Here is a 17,231-nt window from a genome sequence, read left to right on the forward strand (position 1 = left end):
GAAACGCATTATGTCGCACTTAGAGTTGCAACCGGGTTTTGACTTTCAGCAAGCAGGCAAGGAAGTCCTGGCAATTGAACGTGAAGGCCTGGCGGAGCTTGATCAGTACATCAACCAAAATTTTACTCTCGCATGCGAAAAAATATTCAGCTGCCCGGGCAAAGTCGTGGTGATGGGGATGGGGAAATCAGGACATATAGGACGGAAGATGGCGGCCACATTTGCCAGCACCGGTACCCCCTCATTTTTCGTACATCCTGGCGAAGCCGCACATGGCGATCTGGGTATGGTCTCGCCGCAGGATGTGGTTATCGCCATCTCTAACTCCGGTGAATCCAATGAGATAGCAGCGTTGATCCCGGTATTAAAACGTCTTCATGTACCGCTTATCTGCATGACCGGTCGTCCGGAAAGCAGCATGGCGCGTGCGGCAGATGTGCATCTGTGTGTTAAAGTGCCCAAGGAAGCTTGTCCGTTAGGCCTGGCGCCGACCAGCAGCACAACCGCCACGCTGGTAATGGGCGATGCGCTTGCCGTGGCATTATTAAAAGCGCGTGGTTTTACCGCGGAAGATTTTGCATTATCTCATCCCGGCGGCGCACTGGGCCGTAAGCTTTTGCTGCGCGTTAACGATATTATGCATACGGGAGATGAGATCCCGCATGTGACTAAAAGCGCCAGCCTGCGTGACGCCTTACTTGAGATCACGCGTAAAAATCTCGGCATGACCGTCATTTGCGATGATGCCATGAAGATTGACGGTATTTTCACCGATGGCGATTTACGTCGCGTCTTCGATATGGGCGTTGATGTACGCCAGTTAGGCATTGCCGATGTGATGACCCCTGGAGGCATTCGCGTGCGTCCGGGTATTCTTGCCGTCGATGCCCTGAACTTAATGCAGTCCCGCCATATCACCTCGGTAATGGTTGCTGATGGCGACCAGTTACTCGGTGTGTTACATATGCATGATCTGCTGCGTGCAGGTGTAGTGTAAGAAACTCAAGGATAACGAAAATGAGTAAAGCAGGTGCGTCGCTTGCGACCTGTTATGGACCCGTCAGCACAGACGTTATCACCCGGGCAGAGAACATCCGTTTGCTGATCCTGGATGTGGATGGCGTACTGTCTGATGGTCTGATTTATATGGGCAACAACGGTGAAGAGCTGAAGGCTTTTAACGTCCGCGATGGTTACGGAATTCGCTGTGCGCTCACTTCCGGTATCGAGGTTGCCATTATTACCGGACGAAAGGCTAAACTTGTAGAAGATCGCTGTGCCACATTGGGGATCACGCATTTGTATCAGGGGCAGTCAGACAAACTGGTCGCCTTTAACGATCTCCTTAGCAAACTGGCAGTCACGCCTGAAAATGTCGCGTACGTTGGTGATGACCTGATCGACTGGCCGGTGATGGCGCAAGTGGGATTAAGCGTGGCGGTGGCGGATGCGCATCCTCTGCTGATCCCGCGCGCCGATTACGTTACCCGCATCGATGGGGGACGTGGCGCGGTGCGTGAAGTCTGCGATTTATTACTCCTGGCGCAGGGCAAACTGGACGAGGCCAAAGGGCAATCGATATGAGCAAAACCAGACGTTGGGTTATCATTCTACTGTCGCTGGCTGTCCTTGTGATGATTGGTATTAATCTGGCTGACAAAGACGACGCCGCTCAGGTCGTCGTCAATAACAACGAGCCAACCTATAAGAGCGAACATACTGATACCGTTGTGTATAGTCCGGAAGGCGCACTGAGCTATCACTTGATCGCGCAAAACGTTGAATATTATTCGGAACAAGCGGTTTCGTGGTTTACTCAACCAGTATTAACCACGTTTGATAAAGATAAAGTACCGACCTGGACGATCAAGGCTGATAAAGCCAAATTGACCAACGATCGGATGCTGTATTTGTACGGCCATGTTGAGGTCAACGCCCTGGTGCCCGACTCTCAACTACGCAGAATTACCACCGATAACGCGCAGATTAACCTGGTGACACAAGATGTCACTTCCGATGATCTCGTCACGTTATATGGCACAACATTTAACTCCAGCGGACTGAAGATGCGCGGCAACTTACGCAGCAAGAACGCCGAGCTGATTGAAAAGGTTAGAACCTCATATGAAATCCAAAACAAACAAACTCAGCCTTAATCTTGTGCTTGCCAGCTCACTTCTGGCCGCCAGCATCCCGGCATTGGCCGTTACCGGCGATACCGAGCAGCCGATTCACATTGAGTCGGACCAGCAGTCCCTGGATATGCAGGGCAACGTGGTGACGTTTACTGGTAACGTGATTGTGACTCAGGGCACCATTAAAATTAACGCCGATAAAGTCGTCGTAACCCGCCCTGGCGGTGAAGACGGTAAAGAAGTGATTGATGGTTACGGTGATCCCGCCACCTTTTACCAGATGCAGGACAACGGTAAGCCGGTGAAAGGCCGCGCCTCACACATGCACTATGAACTGGCAAAAGACTTCGTCGTTCTTACCGGTAAGGCTTACCTGGAACAGCTCGATAGCAACATCACGGGCGATAAGATCACCTATCTGGTAAAAGAGCAGAAAATGCAGGCCTTCAGCGATAAAGGCAAACGCGTCACCACCGTTCTGGTTCCGTCGCAGTTGCAGGACAAAAACAAGGCTCCGGCAGAGAAAAAAGGTAACTGATTCGTTATGGCAACATTAACTGCAAAGAACCTTGCAAAAGCCTATAAGGGCCGCCGTGTAGTGGAAGATGTCAGTCTGACCGTCAACTCCGGGGAGATTGTCGGTTTGCTCGGGCCTAACGGTGCGGGTAAGACAACGACCTTTTACATGGTAGTCGGCATTGTCCCGCGCGATGCGGGCAACATTATCATTGATGACGAAGACATCAGCCTGCTGCCTCTGCATGCGCGCGCGCGTCGCGGCATCGGCTATTTGCCGCAGGAAGCGTCTATTTTCCGTCGCCTGAGCGTGTTTGATAACCTGATGGCGGTGCTGCAAATTCGCGACGATCTGACCAGCGAGCAGCGCGAAGATCGCGCTAACGAGCTGATGGAAGAATTCCACATCGAACACCTGCGCGACAGCTTAGGTCAGTCGCTCTCCGGTGGTGAACGACGCCGCGTGGAGATCGCCCGGGCACTGGCGGCTAATCCGAAATTTATCCTGCTGGATGAACCGTTTGCCGGTGTTGACCCGATTTCCGTTATTGATATCAAACGAATCATCGAACACCTGCGCGACAGCGGGCTTGGGGTGCTGATTACCGACCATAACGTTCGCGAAACGCTGGCAGTGTGTGAGCGCGCCTATATCGTGAGTCAGGGCCACCTGATCGCGCACGGCACGCCAACAGAAATACTGCAGGATGAGCACGTTAAGCGCGTATACCTTGGGGAAGACTTCAGACTCTGATAGGGTAGAAGACTTCACGTCACCGCAGGAGAGAACAACTCTGAACATGAAGCAAGGTTTGCAACTCAGGCTTAGCCAACAACTGGCGATGACGCCTCAGCTACAACAGGCTATCCGTCTGTTGCAGCTGTCCACGCTGGAACTTCAGCAAGAACTTCAGCAAGCGCTGGAAAGTAACCCACTGCTCGAGCAAACCGATCTTCACGACGAAATTGATACCCAGGAAAAACAGGACAGCGAATCCCTCGACACCGCAGATGCTCTCGAACAAAAAGAGATGCCAGAGGAACTACCGCTTGACGCCAGTTGGGATGAAATTTACACCGCCGGTACGCCTTCTGGCACCAGCGGAGATTACATCGACGACGAACTGCCTGTGTACCAGGGTGAGACCACGCAATCGCTGCAGGATTACCTGATGTGGCAAGTGGAGCTGACCCCGTTCTCGGATACCGATCGCGCCATTGCGACATCCATCGTTGATGCGGTAGACGAAACCGGTTATCTCACCGTAACCCTGGACGATATTCTCGAAAGCATGGGCGATGACGACGTCGGTATGGACGAAATCGAAGCCGTGCTTAAACGCGTTCAGCGTTTTGATCCCGTGGGCGTAGCGGCCAAAGATCTCCGCGACTGCTTACTGATTCAACTTTCACAGTTTGATAAAGCCACGCCGTGGCTGGAAGAAGCGCGCCTGATCATCAGCGATCATCTCGATCTGTTAGCCAATCATGACTTCCGCACGCTGATGCGCGTGACCCGGCTGAAAGAAGATGTGCTGAAAGAAGCCGTCAACCTCATCCAGTCGCTCGATCCCCGCCCAGGACAGTCGATCCAAACCGGCGAACCGGAATACGTCATCCCGGATGTGCTGGTGCGTAAGCATAACGATCGCTGGGTGGTCGAACTCAACGGCGACAGTATTCCACGGCTGCAGATTAACCAGCATTACGCCGCCATGTGCAACAGCGCGCGCAACGATGCTGACAGCCAGTTTATTCGTAGCAATCTGCAGGATGCGAAGTGGCTGATTAAAAGCCTGGAAAGTCGCAATGATACGCTGCTGCGCGTCAGTCGCTGCATCGTTGAACAGCAGCAAGCCTTCTTTGAGCAAGGCGAAGAGTTTATGAAACCGATGGTGCTGGCGGATATCGCCCAGGCCGTCGAGATGCACGAATCGACCATTTCCCGAGTGACCACGCAAAAGTATCTGCACAGTCCGCGCGGCATTTTTGAATTGAAGTATTTCTTTTCCAGTCACGTTAACACTGAAGGCGGAGGCGAAGCCTCGTCCACAGCTATCCGTGCGTTGGTGAAGAAATTAATTGCTGCGGAAAACCCCGCGAAACCGCTGAGTGACAGCAAGTTAACCTCTATGCTGTCAGAACAGGGTATCATGGTGGCACGCCGCACCGTTGCGAAGTACCGAGAGTCTTTATCCATTCCGCCGTCTAACCAGCGCAAACAGCTGGTCTGACCCAACCGATAAGGAAGACACTATGCAGCTCAACATCACTGGAAACAACGTCGAAATCACGGAAGCCCTGCGCGATTTTGTGAATACAAAATTCGCCAAGCTTGAACAATATTTCGACCGGATTAATCAGGTCTATATTGTGTTGAAAGTGGAGAAGGTTACACATATCTCGGACGCAACACTGCATGTGAACGGTGGCGAAATTCATGCCAGCGCGGAAGGTCAGGATATGTACGCCGCCATTGACGGTTTAATTGATAAACTGGCTCGGCAGTTAACAAAACATAAAGATAAACTGAAACAGCACTAACTTGTCCGGGCAGTTAGCGGGTGCAGGACGGCCTGTTGTGTAGCACAACAGGCCATTTGTACAGTTAGCGCTTAGGTGAAATTATGACAAATAACGATACGACTCTACAACTGAGCAATGTTCTTAACCAGGAATGTACACGTGCGGCCGTTCACTGCCAAAGCAAAAAACGCGCACTGGAAATCATCAGTGAACTGGCGGCAAAACAGCTCAGCTTGCCCTCTCAGGTGGTATTTGAAGCCATTCTGACGCGTGAAAAAATGGGCAGTACCGGCATCGGTAATGGTATTGCTATTCCGCACGGAAAGCTGGAAGAAGACACGATGCGCGCGGTTGGCGTGTTTGTGCAACTTGAAACGCCTATTGCTTTCGACGCCATTGATAATCAACCCGTCGATCTGCTTTTTGCTCTACTGGTTCCGGCAGACCAAACCAAGACGCATTTGCATACGTTGTCACTGGTCGCCAAACGTCTGGCAGATAAAACCATCTGCCGCCGCCTGCGCGCCGCACAGAGTGACCAGGAGTTGTATCAAATCATCACGGACACCGAAGGTGGACAGGATGAGGCATAACAACCCAATGGCATCCTTTTTTGTCGTTGTGAGGAGAAACAGTACATGGTACTGATGATCGTCAGCGGTCGTTCGGGGTCAGGTAAATCTGTCGCCCTGCGTGCGCTGGAAGATATGGGTTTTTACTGCGTGGATAACCTTCCCGTAGTGCTGTTGCCCGATCTGGCTCGTACTCTGGCCGATCGCCAGATTTCTGCGGCCGTCAGCATTGATGTGCGCAACATGCCTGAGTCCCCGGAAATTTTCGAGCAGGCGATGAACAACCTGCCTGAAGGCTTCTCACCGCAGTTGCTGTTCCTTGACGCCGATCGCAACACCCTGATTCGCCGCTACAGCGACACCCGTCGCCTGCATCCGCTTTCCAGCAAGAACTTATCTCTGGAAAGTGCTATCGATAAGGAAAGCGATTTGCTGGAGCCCCTGCGCTCTCGCGCTGACCTGATCGTTGATACCTCCGAAATGTCCGTGCACGAACTGGCGGAAATGTTGCGTACCCGACTGCTGGGCAAGCGTGAACGCGAATTGACGATGGTATTCGAATCCTTTGGTTTCAAACACGGTATCCCGATTGACGCGGATTACGTCTTTGACGTGCGCTTCCTGCCTAACCCGCACTGGGATCCGAAGCTGCGCCCGATGACCGGTCTTGACCGCCCCGTCGCAGCCTTCCTCGACAGGCACACAGAAGTACACAATTTTATCTACCAGACTCGCAGCTATCTTGAGCTATGGTTACCCATGCTGGAGACCAACAACCGCAGCTACCTCACCGTAGCCATCGGCTGTACCGGCGGGAAGCACCGTTCGGTGTATATTGCAGAGCAGCTGGCTGACTACTTCCGCTCACGCGGTAAAAACGTGCAGTCACGCCATCGCACGCTGGAAAAACGTAAATCATGACCGTGAAGCAAACCGTTGAAATCACGAATAAGCTGGGTATGCATGCCCGCCCAGCCATGAAACTGTTTGAATTGATGCAGGGCTTCGAAGCAGAAGTGTTGCTGCGTAATGATGAAGGAACGGAAGCCGAGGCCAACAGCGTTATCGCTCTGCTGATGCTGGACTCCGCCAAAGGGCGTCAGATAGAAGTTGAAGCCACGGGTCCACAGGAAGTTGAAGCCCTGGCAGCGGTAATTGCCCTGTTTAACTCAGGCTTTGACGAAGATTAATCGAGTACACAGAACGTAGCCAGTAGGCCGGATAAGGCGTTTACGCCGCATCCGGCAATAACTCAGCTAATACAGCTTATGTTCCCGCATAAACGACTCACCGCCTAACTGGCGCATTTGTCGCATAATCCACGCCTGACGGCTACGTACATAACCAGAAGGCGCATTCGCCTTAAAACGCATAGGATTGGGTAACACCGCCGCCAGCAAGGCCGCTTCAGACAAACTCAGCCGGCTGGCTGGCTTATGGAAATAGTGCTGCGCAGCGGCCTCCACGCCAAAAATTCCATCGCCAAACTCCGCAACGTTCAGATAGACGGTCAGAATACGTTTCTTGCTCCAGACAGTTTCCATACCCAGCGTTAGCCCGGCTTCAAGGCCCTTACGCACCCAGCTACGTCCATCCCACAGAAAGAGGTTTTTCGCCGTCTGTTGCGATAACGTCGACGCCCCGCGAATACGGTTCTCATTACGTTCGTTGTGCGCCAGCGCTTTCTCTATGGCGGAGACATCAAATCCCCAGTGCTCGGGAAACTTCTGGTCCTCTGCGGCAATCACCGCCAGCCCCATCCACACAGAGATCTCATCCATGCTCACCCAGTCCGAGTGCGCCACATAACCGAAATCACCAGACAGCCATGCACCCAGTTGCCGCTCGACCATTACCGCCGAGAACGGCACCGGCATCACGCTGAAAAGTGCGATGCCCCCGCCCCAGAATACAGCGAGGACAACGACCGTCCGCAGAAAGATACGCCGCAGAAAAGCGGTAACGCCTTTTCTCATTCAGCCAGCACCAGTACACGCGATACCAGTTTATCGATACCACTCGCAGCCTGAGCGATATCCTGCGCCAGCATATAGGCAGGCGTAGTGACAATTTTGTTGTCTTCATCGACGACAATGTCATCAACCGGACAAGGCACATGCTCAGCGCCCATCTCTTCCAGCACCTCTGCCGTATCGATATCAGTACCGATGGTCAGACGCAGCGGAAAGTCAAAAATTTTAGGTAACATGGCGGGCGCAATGCACATAAATCCCAGTGGCTTACCCGCCTGATGCATCGCCAGCGCCAGCGCAGCTAAATCACTGTCAACCCGGCATTCACTGCCCTGACTGGCAAAATTGCTCAGATTTTTAGCCGCGCCAAACCCGCCAGGCACTATCAACGCGTCCAGTTCTGTTGAGACTGCCTGAGCCAGTGGGCGAATCTCGCCGCGTGTAATACGTGCGGCTTCAATCAGCACATTACGCGTTTTCTGCATCGGCTCGCCGGTCAGATGATTAATCACATCCGCTTGTTGTTTATCCGGTGCGAAACAGACAGCCTGAGCGCCGTTGCGGGCAATGGCCAGAAGCGTGAGAACCGTTTCATGGATCTCTGCGCCGTCATACACGCCGCATCCGCTGAGCACTACACCCACTTTTTTCATCGCGATACTCCTTTTCTAAGCTGGCTGAAACATATTAGTTATTATGATTTAAATGCTACGCTTCACACATTTAACTGATTCATGTAACAAATTATTTAAGATTTGCTATCTTAACTGCGTGCGGCCTGAAAATTAGGGCTGCGCCCTTGTAAATAATGATAATAATTTACGGCGCAGCCACGATTTCCCTGGTGTTGGCGCAGTATTCGCGCACCCCGGTTAAGCCGGGGTCATTTTTTTTCCACGCTCGCCACCCAGGCCTTCAATACCGCCACATCGTGCTGCCACTCCTGCTTCATCTCTTCAATCCATTCAGCAACATTATCTTCCCAGGCAGGAAGATCCGGCGACTGGATCTGCTGGCCTAACTGTTGCAGGTGGCGCAGCCCAACAGAACCTGCCGCGCCTTTAATTTTATGGCCTTCCTCAACAACGCCTTTTTTGTCCCGAGCGGTCAGATTTGACTCCAGCACGCTCAAATATCCCGGCATCATCTTCTCAAACACCGCCAGCCCGTCGGTAATTAACTTCGGTCCCACCAGCTCGAGGTATTGTTCCAACATAGGAATATCTAACAGCGCTTGCGATTTACTGCTCTCTTCAGATGTCACAGTGCTCTCCTCTTTGTTTCGGGTATCCCAGTATTTTTTAATCATGGCGGTTAACGCTGGAACCGACAGCGGCTTACTCAGCACGTCGTCCATTCCCGCGTCCAGATACTCTTTTTTATCTTTCAGGACGTTGGCGGTAAGCGCAACCAGCGGCGGCAGGTCCTCACGGGCATATTTTTGCGTCAGCTCGCGCGAGATATCCAGGCCGGTCATATCCGGTAGCTGAATATCCAGCAGCACCAGGTCATATTCGCCCGGCGTGAACATTTCCAGCGCGGCTTTCCCGGTCATGGCGACATCCACGCTGTTGCCCAGTTTTTCCAGCACTGAACGTGCGACAATAACGTTCAGTTCAATGTCTTCCACCAGCAGCACATTCAGGGCGGGCAGCGGCATGTCATCGTCTTCAAAAGCGTCTTCAATCTCTTCCGCTACCGCAGGCGCATGCACGGTCAGCGTAAAGATGGAACCTTTGCCAGCCTGGCTTGAGACCGTAATATCACCGCCCATGTTTTTCGCCAGACGCTTCGATACGGCCAGTCCAATCCCGGTTCCCGTTGCCGGTTTGCCGCCGTTGCTGTCCTTAACCTGATAATACATGGCGAAGATTTTATCCTGCTCATCCTGCGGAATGCCGATCCCGGAATCTTCAACCTCGAAATGCAGCATGTTCCCCTGGTCATAGCGCGCGCGCACGGTCACCTGCCCCTGCTGGGTAAACTTCACGGCGTTGCTGATAAGATTCCACAGAATCTGTCGCAAACGCGTGCCGTCGGTAATGACCTTATGCGGCAGCGGCAGCGTTGGTTCAAGCACAAAACGCAGCCCCTTTTGCTGCGCCTGCAGGCCAGAGAGGTTTTCCAGATCCGCCATAAAACTGGTGAAATCAACAGGCTGGTTATCGAGCTGGACTTTACGTCGCTCCATCTTATCCATATCGATAATATCGTTGAAAATATTCCCCAGCGTCACGGCAGAGACGTGGATAGTTTTCAGGTATTTTTCCTGCTCAGCGGTCAGGTCCGTATCCAACAAGATCCGGCTTAAGCCGACAATACCGTTAAGCGGGGTGCGCAGCTCGTGACTGATAGTTGAAATGAAGGTGGTCTTATCGCGGCTGGCGCGCTCAAGCGCGTCCTGATAACGCTTACGCTCGGTAATATCACGCCCAAAGCCCATCAGGCCATGTCGCTTACCTACGCGGTCATAGTAAGGCACCTTGCGAATTTCAAAGCAGGCTTTGCGTCCGTCCGGGTAGTCCAGCCACTGTTCGTAGGTGAGCGAAACGTTATGACGGAATACCTTCTCGTCGGTTTCAATAACCTTTTCAGCCGCCTCAGGGGAGTAAACATCAGCAGGTTTTAAATTCACCAATTGCTTTTCGCTTTTGCCGGTCAGCAGTTCCATGGCGCGGTTACAGCCGGAAAATTCTTTATCTTCATTACGATAAAAAACCAGATCCGGCGAGGCATCGAGGAAAGAGCGTAAGAAGGAAGACTGTTGCTCAAGCTGGATCTGCGCTTCCTCACGCTCTTTAATTTCGACCTTCAGCTGCTCGAACGTTTCCTGGCGCTCCGCTTCGGCTTTTTCGCGCTCAACAATTTCCTGATTGAGCTGGGCAATATTGTCTTTCAACTGCACATTGAGCTTGAGATCGCGCTCGCGCATCTCTTCCAGCTTTTGTACCAGTCGTGACAGGCGCTGCCGGGACTCTTCCAGTTGCTCCACCACCACTGACAGGAAATAGACGGCCCAGGGAGTAATTAACAGACCAAAAAAGATAGAGCGGATAACATCAATGCTTTCTACCTGGCCGTGCAGCACCATGGTGACAGCCATCTGCACCACAATTGCCAACACGACCAGAGCCAGCGCCAATAGCAGCGAAAAGCGCACCAGACCCAACTTCATCATCAGGTCGACGTAATATTGCGCCAGCATACGGATTTGCTTCATAGAGAGTTCCTTCACGACAACTTGGCACAATAATACTCAATTCTCGGCGTGACGTTGAAGATTGTGCAAGAAATGCGGAGGTTATCGGTGAAATGACCGGGGAGTGGTTCATCGTAGGCCTGATAAGCGAAGCGCCATCAGGCAAGCAGACGCAGATTGCCGGATGCCGGATTTGCCTTATCCGGCGTCCGACCTACAGAAGATTAGCTCTCCGGCTGCACCCACGGCGTACCCAGCGCCGAGCCTTGCACGCCATGCTCGTTAAGGTATTTGTCCAGTTCGACCATCCCGGTCCAACGGTTTTCGCACCAGAGCGGCGCCAACAGCGTTGGGCGGCGCGCGCTGGCAGAAATGCGATGATAAATCACCTCTGGCGGCGTATGGCGGATCATCTCCCCGGCGGTAACCGTATAGTCGTCCAGCTCAATTCCGTTCAGTCGCCCGGCCTCCCAGGCTTTCGCCATCGTACTGCCTTTCACAATATGCAGCGGATGCAGCTTAATACCGTCAACGCCCGTCTCCACCACACGCTCCATGGTTTGCAGACATTCCGCCTGCCCCTCTCCCGGCAGACCAACAATCAAGTGTGAGCAGACCTTCAGCCCGCGCTCGCGCGCCAGCCGCGTGGTGTTCTGGTAGCAAGCGAAATCATGGCCGCGGTTAATGCGGTGCAGGGTTTTGTCATGCGCAGTTTGCAGACCGAGCTCCAGCCAAACCTCATAGCCGAGGTCTTTATACTCGCAAAGCAGGTCGAGTACCGCATCCGGCACGCAGTCGGGACGTGTGCCAACGCATAACCCGACAATGTTGGCCTGGCTGATCGCCTGTTGATACATCGAACGCAGCACCTGCACTTCAGCAAAGGTGCTGGTATAGGCCTGGAAATAGGCCAAATAGCGTTTCGCGCGATTGACCAGATGTGCCTGATGCTCAAGCTGCTCAGCAATGGAATGGTGCTGCTGCGCTTCATCAGCAAATGAGGCCACATTACAGAAAGTGCATCCGCCGCGACCGATGGTGCCATCGCGATTTGGACAGCTAAAACCGCCGTGTAGCGTGAGTTTATGAACCTTTTGCCCATAACGGCGAGAAAGATCCCCACCAAACATATTGACTAATTTCTGTAACTGCATAATCTGGTAGACCGCGCCTTGAAAAGAGGCCAAAGCCTGCCATTTTTTACCCCAGTCGGCGATGACCTGGATCAATCGCCCTGGCGAGCCTTTATTTATTGCATAACAAATCAAAATAATCGGAATTTCATTCACTCGAAATATAATTACTTTTCCTTATATCCGGCAGTTTTTTTTATCTTCTTATACTCTCAGCGTAAAAACAGTATCTTTAAGACGCCAAAACTTTAAAAACCAGCATAAAATGCCAAGCATCTCGATAAACAAAGGCAGGACGAGAGATATCCGGCCTTTCTGACAGTGAGACAGATCACACTTCCCAGGGCATTCCCCTCAGGTTAAATCAATGTAAAAAACCCTTTTATTTCAATAAATTCATAAATTTAATTACCCCATAGCACATTTTTGCATAAATAAGATTGCCATTTGACCTGTGTGTGGATTCCCGATAACTTGGAAATCCGCTGGAAGCTTTCTGGATGAGCAGTCTGCTCATCATATTTATGCAGTAATTGAGATTCCCTCTGAAGCAAGTCCTCAAACTTGTTTGACCTGTGCGAAAAGGATAAAGAGGGCGAATGCGAGGTAAGCGTATGACACGCAAACCCCGTCGCCATGCTCTTGGTGTGCCCGTGCGCAACGGTCCAGATGGGAATCCCGCAGAGCCTGGGGAGGTTCACTGATATGTTGTACGATAAATCCCTTGAGAGGGATAACTGTGGTTTCGGCCTGATCGCCCACATAGAAGGCGAACCTAGCCACAAGGTAGTGCGTACCGCCATACACGCACTGGCCCGTATGCAGCACCGTGGCGCAATTCTTGCCGATGGAAAAACCGGCGATGGTTGCGGCCTGCTGTTACAAAAACCGGACCGCTTTTTCCGCATCGTGGCGCAAGAGCGCGGCTGGCGTTTAGCCAAAAACTACGCCGTCGGCATGATCTTTTTAAATAAAGACGCTGAGCTGGCCGCGGCTTCTCGTCGCATTGTTGAAGAAGAATTACAGCAGGAGACCCTGTCGATTGTCGGCTGGCGCGACGTGCCGACCAACGAAGGTGTTCTCGGTGAAATTGCGCTCTCCTCCCTGCCTCGTATCGAGCAAATTTTTGTCAACGCCCCTGCGGGCTGGCGCCCGCGTGATATGGAACGCCGCCTGTTCATCGCGCGCCGTCGTATTGAAAAACGTCTCCAGGAAGATAAAGACTTTTACGTCTGTAGCTTGTCGAACCTGGTCAATATCTATAAAGGTCTGTGTATGCCGGCGGATCTGCCGCGCTTTTACCTGGACCTCGCGGACCTGCGTCTGGAATCGGCCATCTGCCTGTTCCACCAGCGTTTCTCCACTAACACCGTACCACGTTGGCCGCTGGCGCAGCCGTTCCGCTACCTGGCGCATAACGGTGAAATCAACACCATCACCGGCAACCGCCAGTGGGCACGCGCACGTACCTATAAATTCCAGACGCCTTTGATCCCGGATCTGCACGACGCTGCGCCGTTCGTTAACGAAACCGGCTCCGACTCAAGTTCAATGGATAACATGCTGGAACTGCTGCTGGCAGGCGGGATGGACATCATCCGTGCCATGCGCTTACTGGTGCCGCCGGCCTGGCAGAACAACCCGGATATGGATCCGGAGCTGCGCGCATTCTTTGACTTTAACTCCATGCACATGGAGCCGTGGGATGGCCCGGCTGGCATCGTCATGTCCGACGGTCGCTTTGCCGCCTGTAACCTCGACCGAAACGGCCTGCGTCCGGCGCGCTACGTTATCACCAAAGACAAGCTGATTACCTGCGCTTCTGAAGTTGGGATCTGGGATTATCAACCGGATGAAGTGGTTGAAAAAGGCCGTGTCGGGCCTGGCGAGCTGATGGTTATCGATACCCGCAGCGGGCGCATTCTGCACTCTGCCGAAACCGATGACGATTTGAAAAGTCGTCATCCGTACAAAGAGTGGATGGAGAAGAACGTCCGCCGTCTGGTGCCGTTCGAAGATCTGGCTGACGATCAGGTCGGCAGCCGTGAACTGGACGATGACACCCTCGCCAGCTACCAAAAACAGTTTAACTACAGCGCCGAAGAGCTGGATTCCGTAATCCGCGTGCTCGGCGAAAATGGTCAGGAAGCGGTCGGTTCAATGGGTGATGATACCCCGTTTGCCGTGCTCTCCAGCCAGCCGCGAATCATTTATGACTACTTCCGCCAGCAGTTCGCGCAGGTGACTAACCCGCCGATCGACCCGCTGCGTGAAGCGCACGTTATGTCGCTGGCCACCAGCATCGGTCGTGAGATGAATGTCTTCTGCGAAGCCGAAGGTCAGGCACACCGCCTGAGCTTTAAATCGCCGATCCTGCTGTACTCCGATTTCACCCAGCTGACGACCATGAAAGAGGAGCATTATCGCGCCGATCGACTGGATATTACCTTCGACGTGACCGAAACCACGCTCGAAGAGACCGTCAAAGCCCTGTGTGATAAAGCCGAACAGATGGTGCGTAACGGCACCGTACTGCTGGTGCTCTCTGACCGTAACATCGCCAAAAACCGCCTGCCGGTTCCGGCGCCGATGGCCGTGGGCGCAGTGCAAACGCGTCTGGTTGAACAAAGCCTGCGTTGCGATGCCAACATCATCGTTGAAACCGCCAGTGCCCGCGACCCGCACCATTTTGCTGTCCTGCTCGGCTTTGGCGCGACGGCCATTTATCCGTATCTCGCGTATGAAACGCTGGGACGACTGATCGACACTCAGGCGATTGCCAAAGATTACCGGACTGTGATGCTGAACTACCGTAACGGCATCAACAAAGGTCTGTACAAAATCATGTCCAAGATGGGCATCTCGACCATCGCCTCTTACCGCTGCTCGAAGCTGTTTGAAGCCGTTGGTCTGCATGATGATGTCGTTGCGCTGTGTTTCCAGGGCGTGGTCAGCCGCATCAGCGGCGCAGGGTTTACCGACTTCCAGCAGGATCTGCTGAATCTTTCCAAACATGCATGGCTGGCGCGTAAACCCATCAGCCAGGGCGGTTTGCTGAAATACGTCCACGGGGGCGAATACCACGCCTACAACCCGGACGTGGTACGCACGCTGCAACAGGCGGTACAAAGCGGTGAATACAGTGACTATCAGGAATATGCCCGGCTGGTCAATGAGCGTCCAGCGGCCACGCTGCGCGATCTGCTGGCGATTACGCCTGGCGATGAAGCCGTAAGCATTAACGAAGTCGAACCTGCAACCGAACTGTTTAAACGCTTTGATACCGCAGCCATGTCCATCGGCGCATTAAGCCCGGAAGCACACGAAGCGCTGGCTGAAGCTATGAACAGCATCGGCGGTAACTCGAACTCCGGTGAAGGCGGCGAAGACCCGGCGCGCTACGGCACTAACAAGGTGTCGCGGATTAAGCAGGTTGCTTCTGGTCGCTTTGGCGTAACCCCGGCGTATCTGGTCAACGCCGATGTTATTCAGATTAAAGTCGCTCAGGGCGCGAAGCCTGGCGAAGGCGGTCAGTTACCAGGTGATAAAGTCACCCCGTACATCGCCAAACTGCGCTATTCGGTGCCGGGGGTGACGCTGATCTCCCCGCCGCCGCACCACGATATCTACTCTATCGAGGACTTAGCGCAGCTGATTTTCGACCTCAAACAGGTCAACCCGAAAGCGATGATCTCGGTCAAGCTGGTTTCCGAACCGGGCGTTGGCACCATCGCCACTGGCGTGGCGAAAGCCTATGCGGACCTTATCACCATTGCTGGCTACGACGGCGGCACCGGCGCAAGCCCACTCTCCTCCGTGAAATATGCGGGCTGCCCGTGGGAACTGGGTCTGGTGGAAACCCAGCAGGCGCTGGTGGCTAACGGCCTGCGTCACAAGATTCGTCTGCAGGTCGATGGCGGTCTGAAAACCGGCGTCGATATCATTAAAGCGGCGATTCTGGGTGCGGAAAGCTTTGGTTTCGGCACCGGTCCGATGGTGGCGTTGGGCTGTAAATACCTGCGTATTTGCCACCTGAACAACTGTGCAACCGGCGTGGCGACTCAGGACGACAAACTGCGTAAGAACCACTATCACGGCCTGCCGTTCAAAGTGACCAACTACTTTGAATTTATCGCCCGCGAAGTGCGCGAGCTGATGGCCGAGCTGGGCGTGAAACGTCTGGTGGATCTTATTGGTCGTACCGACCTGCTCAAAGAGCTGGAAGGATTTACCGCCAAACAGCAGAAGCTGGAGCTGTATCGTCTGCTGGAAACCGCTGAACCACATCCGGGTAAAGCGCTGCATTGCACCGAGAACAACCCGCCGTTTGATAACGGCGTACTGAACGCCCAACTGTTACAGCAGGCGAAACCGTATGTCGACGAGCGCCAGAGCAAAACTTTCTGGTTCGATATCCGCAACACCGACCGTTCAGTCGGCGCGTCGCTGTCGGGCTATATCGCTCAAACGCATGGCGATCAGGGGCTGGCATCTGACCCGATCAAAGCGCACTTCAGCGGTACCGCAGGCCAGAGCTTCGGCGTGTGGAACGCAGGCGGCGTGGAGCTGTATCTTACCGGCGATGCCAACGACTATGTCGGTAAAGGCATGGCGGGCGGCCTGCTGGCAGTGCGTCCTCCGGTTGGCTCCGCTTTCCGTAGCCATGAGGCGAGCATCATTGGTAACACCTGTCTGTACGGCGCCACCGGTGGCCGCCTGTTTGCCGCGGGTCGTGCGGGTGAGCGCTTTGCAGTACGTAACTCCGGGGCTATCACCGTGGTTGAAGGTATTGGCGACAACGGCTGCGAATATATGACCGGCGGTATCGTCTGTATTCTCGGCAAAACGGGCGTCAACTTCGGGGCGGGTATGACGGGCGGATTCGCCTACGTGCTCGACGAAGACGGTGAATTCCGCAAACGCGTGAACCCGGAACTGGTAGAAGTGCTGAGCGTGGACTCGCTGGCTATCCACGAGGAACACCTGCGCGGTCTGATTACCGAGCACGTCCAGCATACCGGCTCTTCACACGGCGAAGAGATCCTGGCTAACTGGCCAGCATTCTCTGCGAAATTCGCGCTGGTAAAACCAAAATCCAGTGATGTGAAAGCACTGTTGGGTCACCGTAGTCGTAGCGCAGCAGAGCTGCGTGTGCAGGCGCAGTAAGGGGTAGCAGC

The 17,231-nt window shown here is 53.6% G+C and carries 15 protein-coding genes; 11 read left to right on the forward strand and 4 right to left on the reverse strand.

Annotated features, from left to right (window positions below; all coding sequences use genetic code 11):
* The first annotated feature begins 10 nt into the window (after positions 1–10).
* The 10 genes from kdsD (at position 11) to npr (ending at position 6,939) form a co-directional block, all read left to right on the forward strand.
* Positions 11–997: an arabinose-5-phosphate isomerase KdsD gene (kdsD, locus tag LA337_20915; GenBank protein UBI15589.1), complete on the forward strand. Its 987-nt coding sequence runs from the start codon at positions 11–13 to the stop codon at positions 995–997.
* Positions 998–1,017: 20 nt separating this feature from the next.
* Complete coding sequence (gene kdsC, locus LA337_20920; protein ID UBI15590.1) at positions 1,018–1,584, forward strand: 3-deoxy-manno-octulosonate-8-phosphatase KdsC; 567 nt, start codon at positions 1,018–1,020, stop codon at positions 1,582–1,584.
* On the forward strand, positions 1,581–2,156 hold the full coding sequence (gene lptC, locus LA337_20925) for an LPS export ABC transporter periplasmic protein LptC (GenBank protein ID UBI15591.1): 576 nt from the start codon (positions 1,581–1,583) through the stop codon (positions 2,154–2,156). Before kdsC ends, lptC begins: the two co-directional genes overlap by 4 nt.
* Positions 2,125–2,673: a lipopolysaccharide ABC transporter substrate-binding protein LptA gene (gene lptA / locus LA337_20930; GenBank protein UBI15592.1), complete on the forward strand. Its 549-nt coding sequence runs from the start codon at positions 2,125–2,127 to the stop codon at positions 2,671–2,673. Before lptC ends, lptA begins: the two co-directional genes overlap by 32 nt.
* Positions 2,674–2,679: 6 nt before the next feature.
* On the forward strand, positions 2,680–3,405 hold the full coding sequence (lptB, locus tag LA337_20935; GenBank protein UBI15593.1) for an LPS export ABC transporter ATP-binding protein: 726 nt from the start codon (positions 2,680–2,682) through the stop codon (positions 3,403–3,405).
* Positions 3,406–3,451: 46 nt separating this feature from the next.
* Positions 3,452–4,885, forward strand: coding sequence for an RNA polymerase factor sigma-54 (gene rpoN / locus LA337_20940; protein UBI15594.1), 1,434 nt, complete (start codon positions 3,452–3,454; stop codon positions 4,883–4,885).
* A gap of 22 nt (positions 4,886–4,907) precedes the next feature.
* Positions 4,908–5,195 (forward strand): ribosome hibernation promoting factor, encoded by a 288-nt coding sequence (gene hpf, locus LA337_20945; protein ID UBI15595.1) that lies wholly within the window; start codon positions 4,908–4,910, stop codon positions 5,193–5,195.
* Between the two features lie 83 nt (positions 5,196–5,278).
* Complete coding sequence (gene ptsN, locus LA337_20950) at positions 5,279–5,770, forward strand: PTS IIA-like nitrogen regulatory protein PtsN (GenBank protein UBI15596.1); 492 nt, start codon at positions 5,279–5,281, stop codon at positions 5,768–5,770.
* Positions 5,771–5,815: 45 nt separating this feature from the next.
* Complete coding sequence (gene rapZ / locus LA337_20955) at positions 5,816–6,670, forward strand: RNase adapter RapZ (protein UBI15597.1); 855 nt, start codon at positions 5,816–5,818, stop codon at positions 6,668–6,670.
* A complete protein-coding gene (gene npr / locus LA337_20960; GenBank protein UBI15598.1) occupies positions 6,667–6,939 on the forward strand; it encodes a PTS phosphocarrier protein NPr in 273 nt (90 codons plus the stop codon). The genes rapZ and npr overlap by 4 nt, the downstream gene beginning before the upstream one ends.
* Positions 6,940–7,005: 66 nt before the next feature.
* Here the strand turns inward: npr and mtgA are convergent, their stop codons facing one another.
* The 4 genes from mtgA to LA337_20980 form a co-directional block, all read right to left on the reverse strand.
* Entirely contained in the window at positions 7,006–7,725 is a 720-nt protein-coding gene (gene mtgA, locus LA337_20965; GenBank protein ID UBI15599.1) for a monofunctional biosynthetic peptidoglycan transglycosylase, read from the reverse strand.
* Positions 7,722–8,375, reverse strand: a complete 654-nt coding sequence (elbB, locus tag LA337_20970; GenBank protein UBI15600.1) for an isoprenoid biosynthesis glyoxalase ElbB — start codon at positions 8,373–8,375, stop codon at positions 7,722–7,724. Before elbB ends, mtgA begins: the two co-directional genes overlap by 4 nt.
* Positions 8,376–8,605: 230 nt before the next feature.
* Positions 8,606–10,942 (reverse strand): aerobic respiration two-component sensor histidine kinase ArcB, encoded by a 2,337-nt coding sequence (gene arcB / locus LA337_20975; GenBank protein UBI15601.1) that lies wholly within the window; start codon positions 10,940–10,942, stop codon positions 8,606–8,608.
* A 203-nt stretch (positions 10,943–11,145) separates the two neighbouring features.
* Positions 11,146–12,075, reverse strand: coding sequence for a TIGR01212 family radical SAM protein (locus LA337_20980; GenBank protein UBI18529.1), 930 nt, complete (start codon positions 12,073–12,075; stop codon positions 11,146–11,148).
* A 684-nt stretch (positions 12,076–12,759) separates the two neighbouring features.
* On the opposite strand from LA337_20980, the gene gltB reads away from it, so the two are divergent.
* Positions 12,760–17,220 (forward strand): glutamate synthase large subunit, encoded by a 4,461-nt coding sequence (gene gltB / locus LA337_20985; protein ID UBI15602.1) that lies wholly within the window; start codon positions 12,760–12,762, stop codon positions 17,218–17,220.
* Positions 17,221–17,231: the final 11 nt, after the last annotated feature.

It is taken from the genome of Citrobacter europaeus (genome assembly GCA_020099315.1).
GTDB lineage: Bacteria > Pseudomonadota > Gammaproteobacteria > Enterobacterales > Enterobacteriaceae > Citrobacter > Citrobacter europaeus.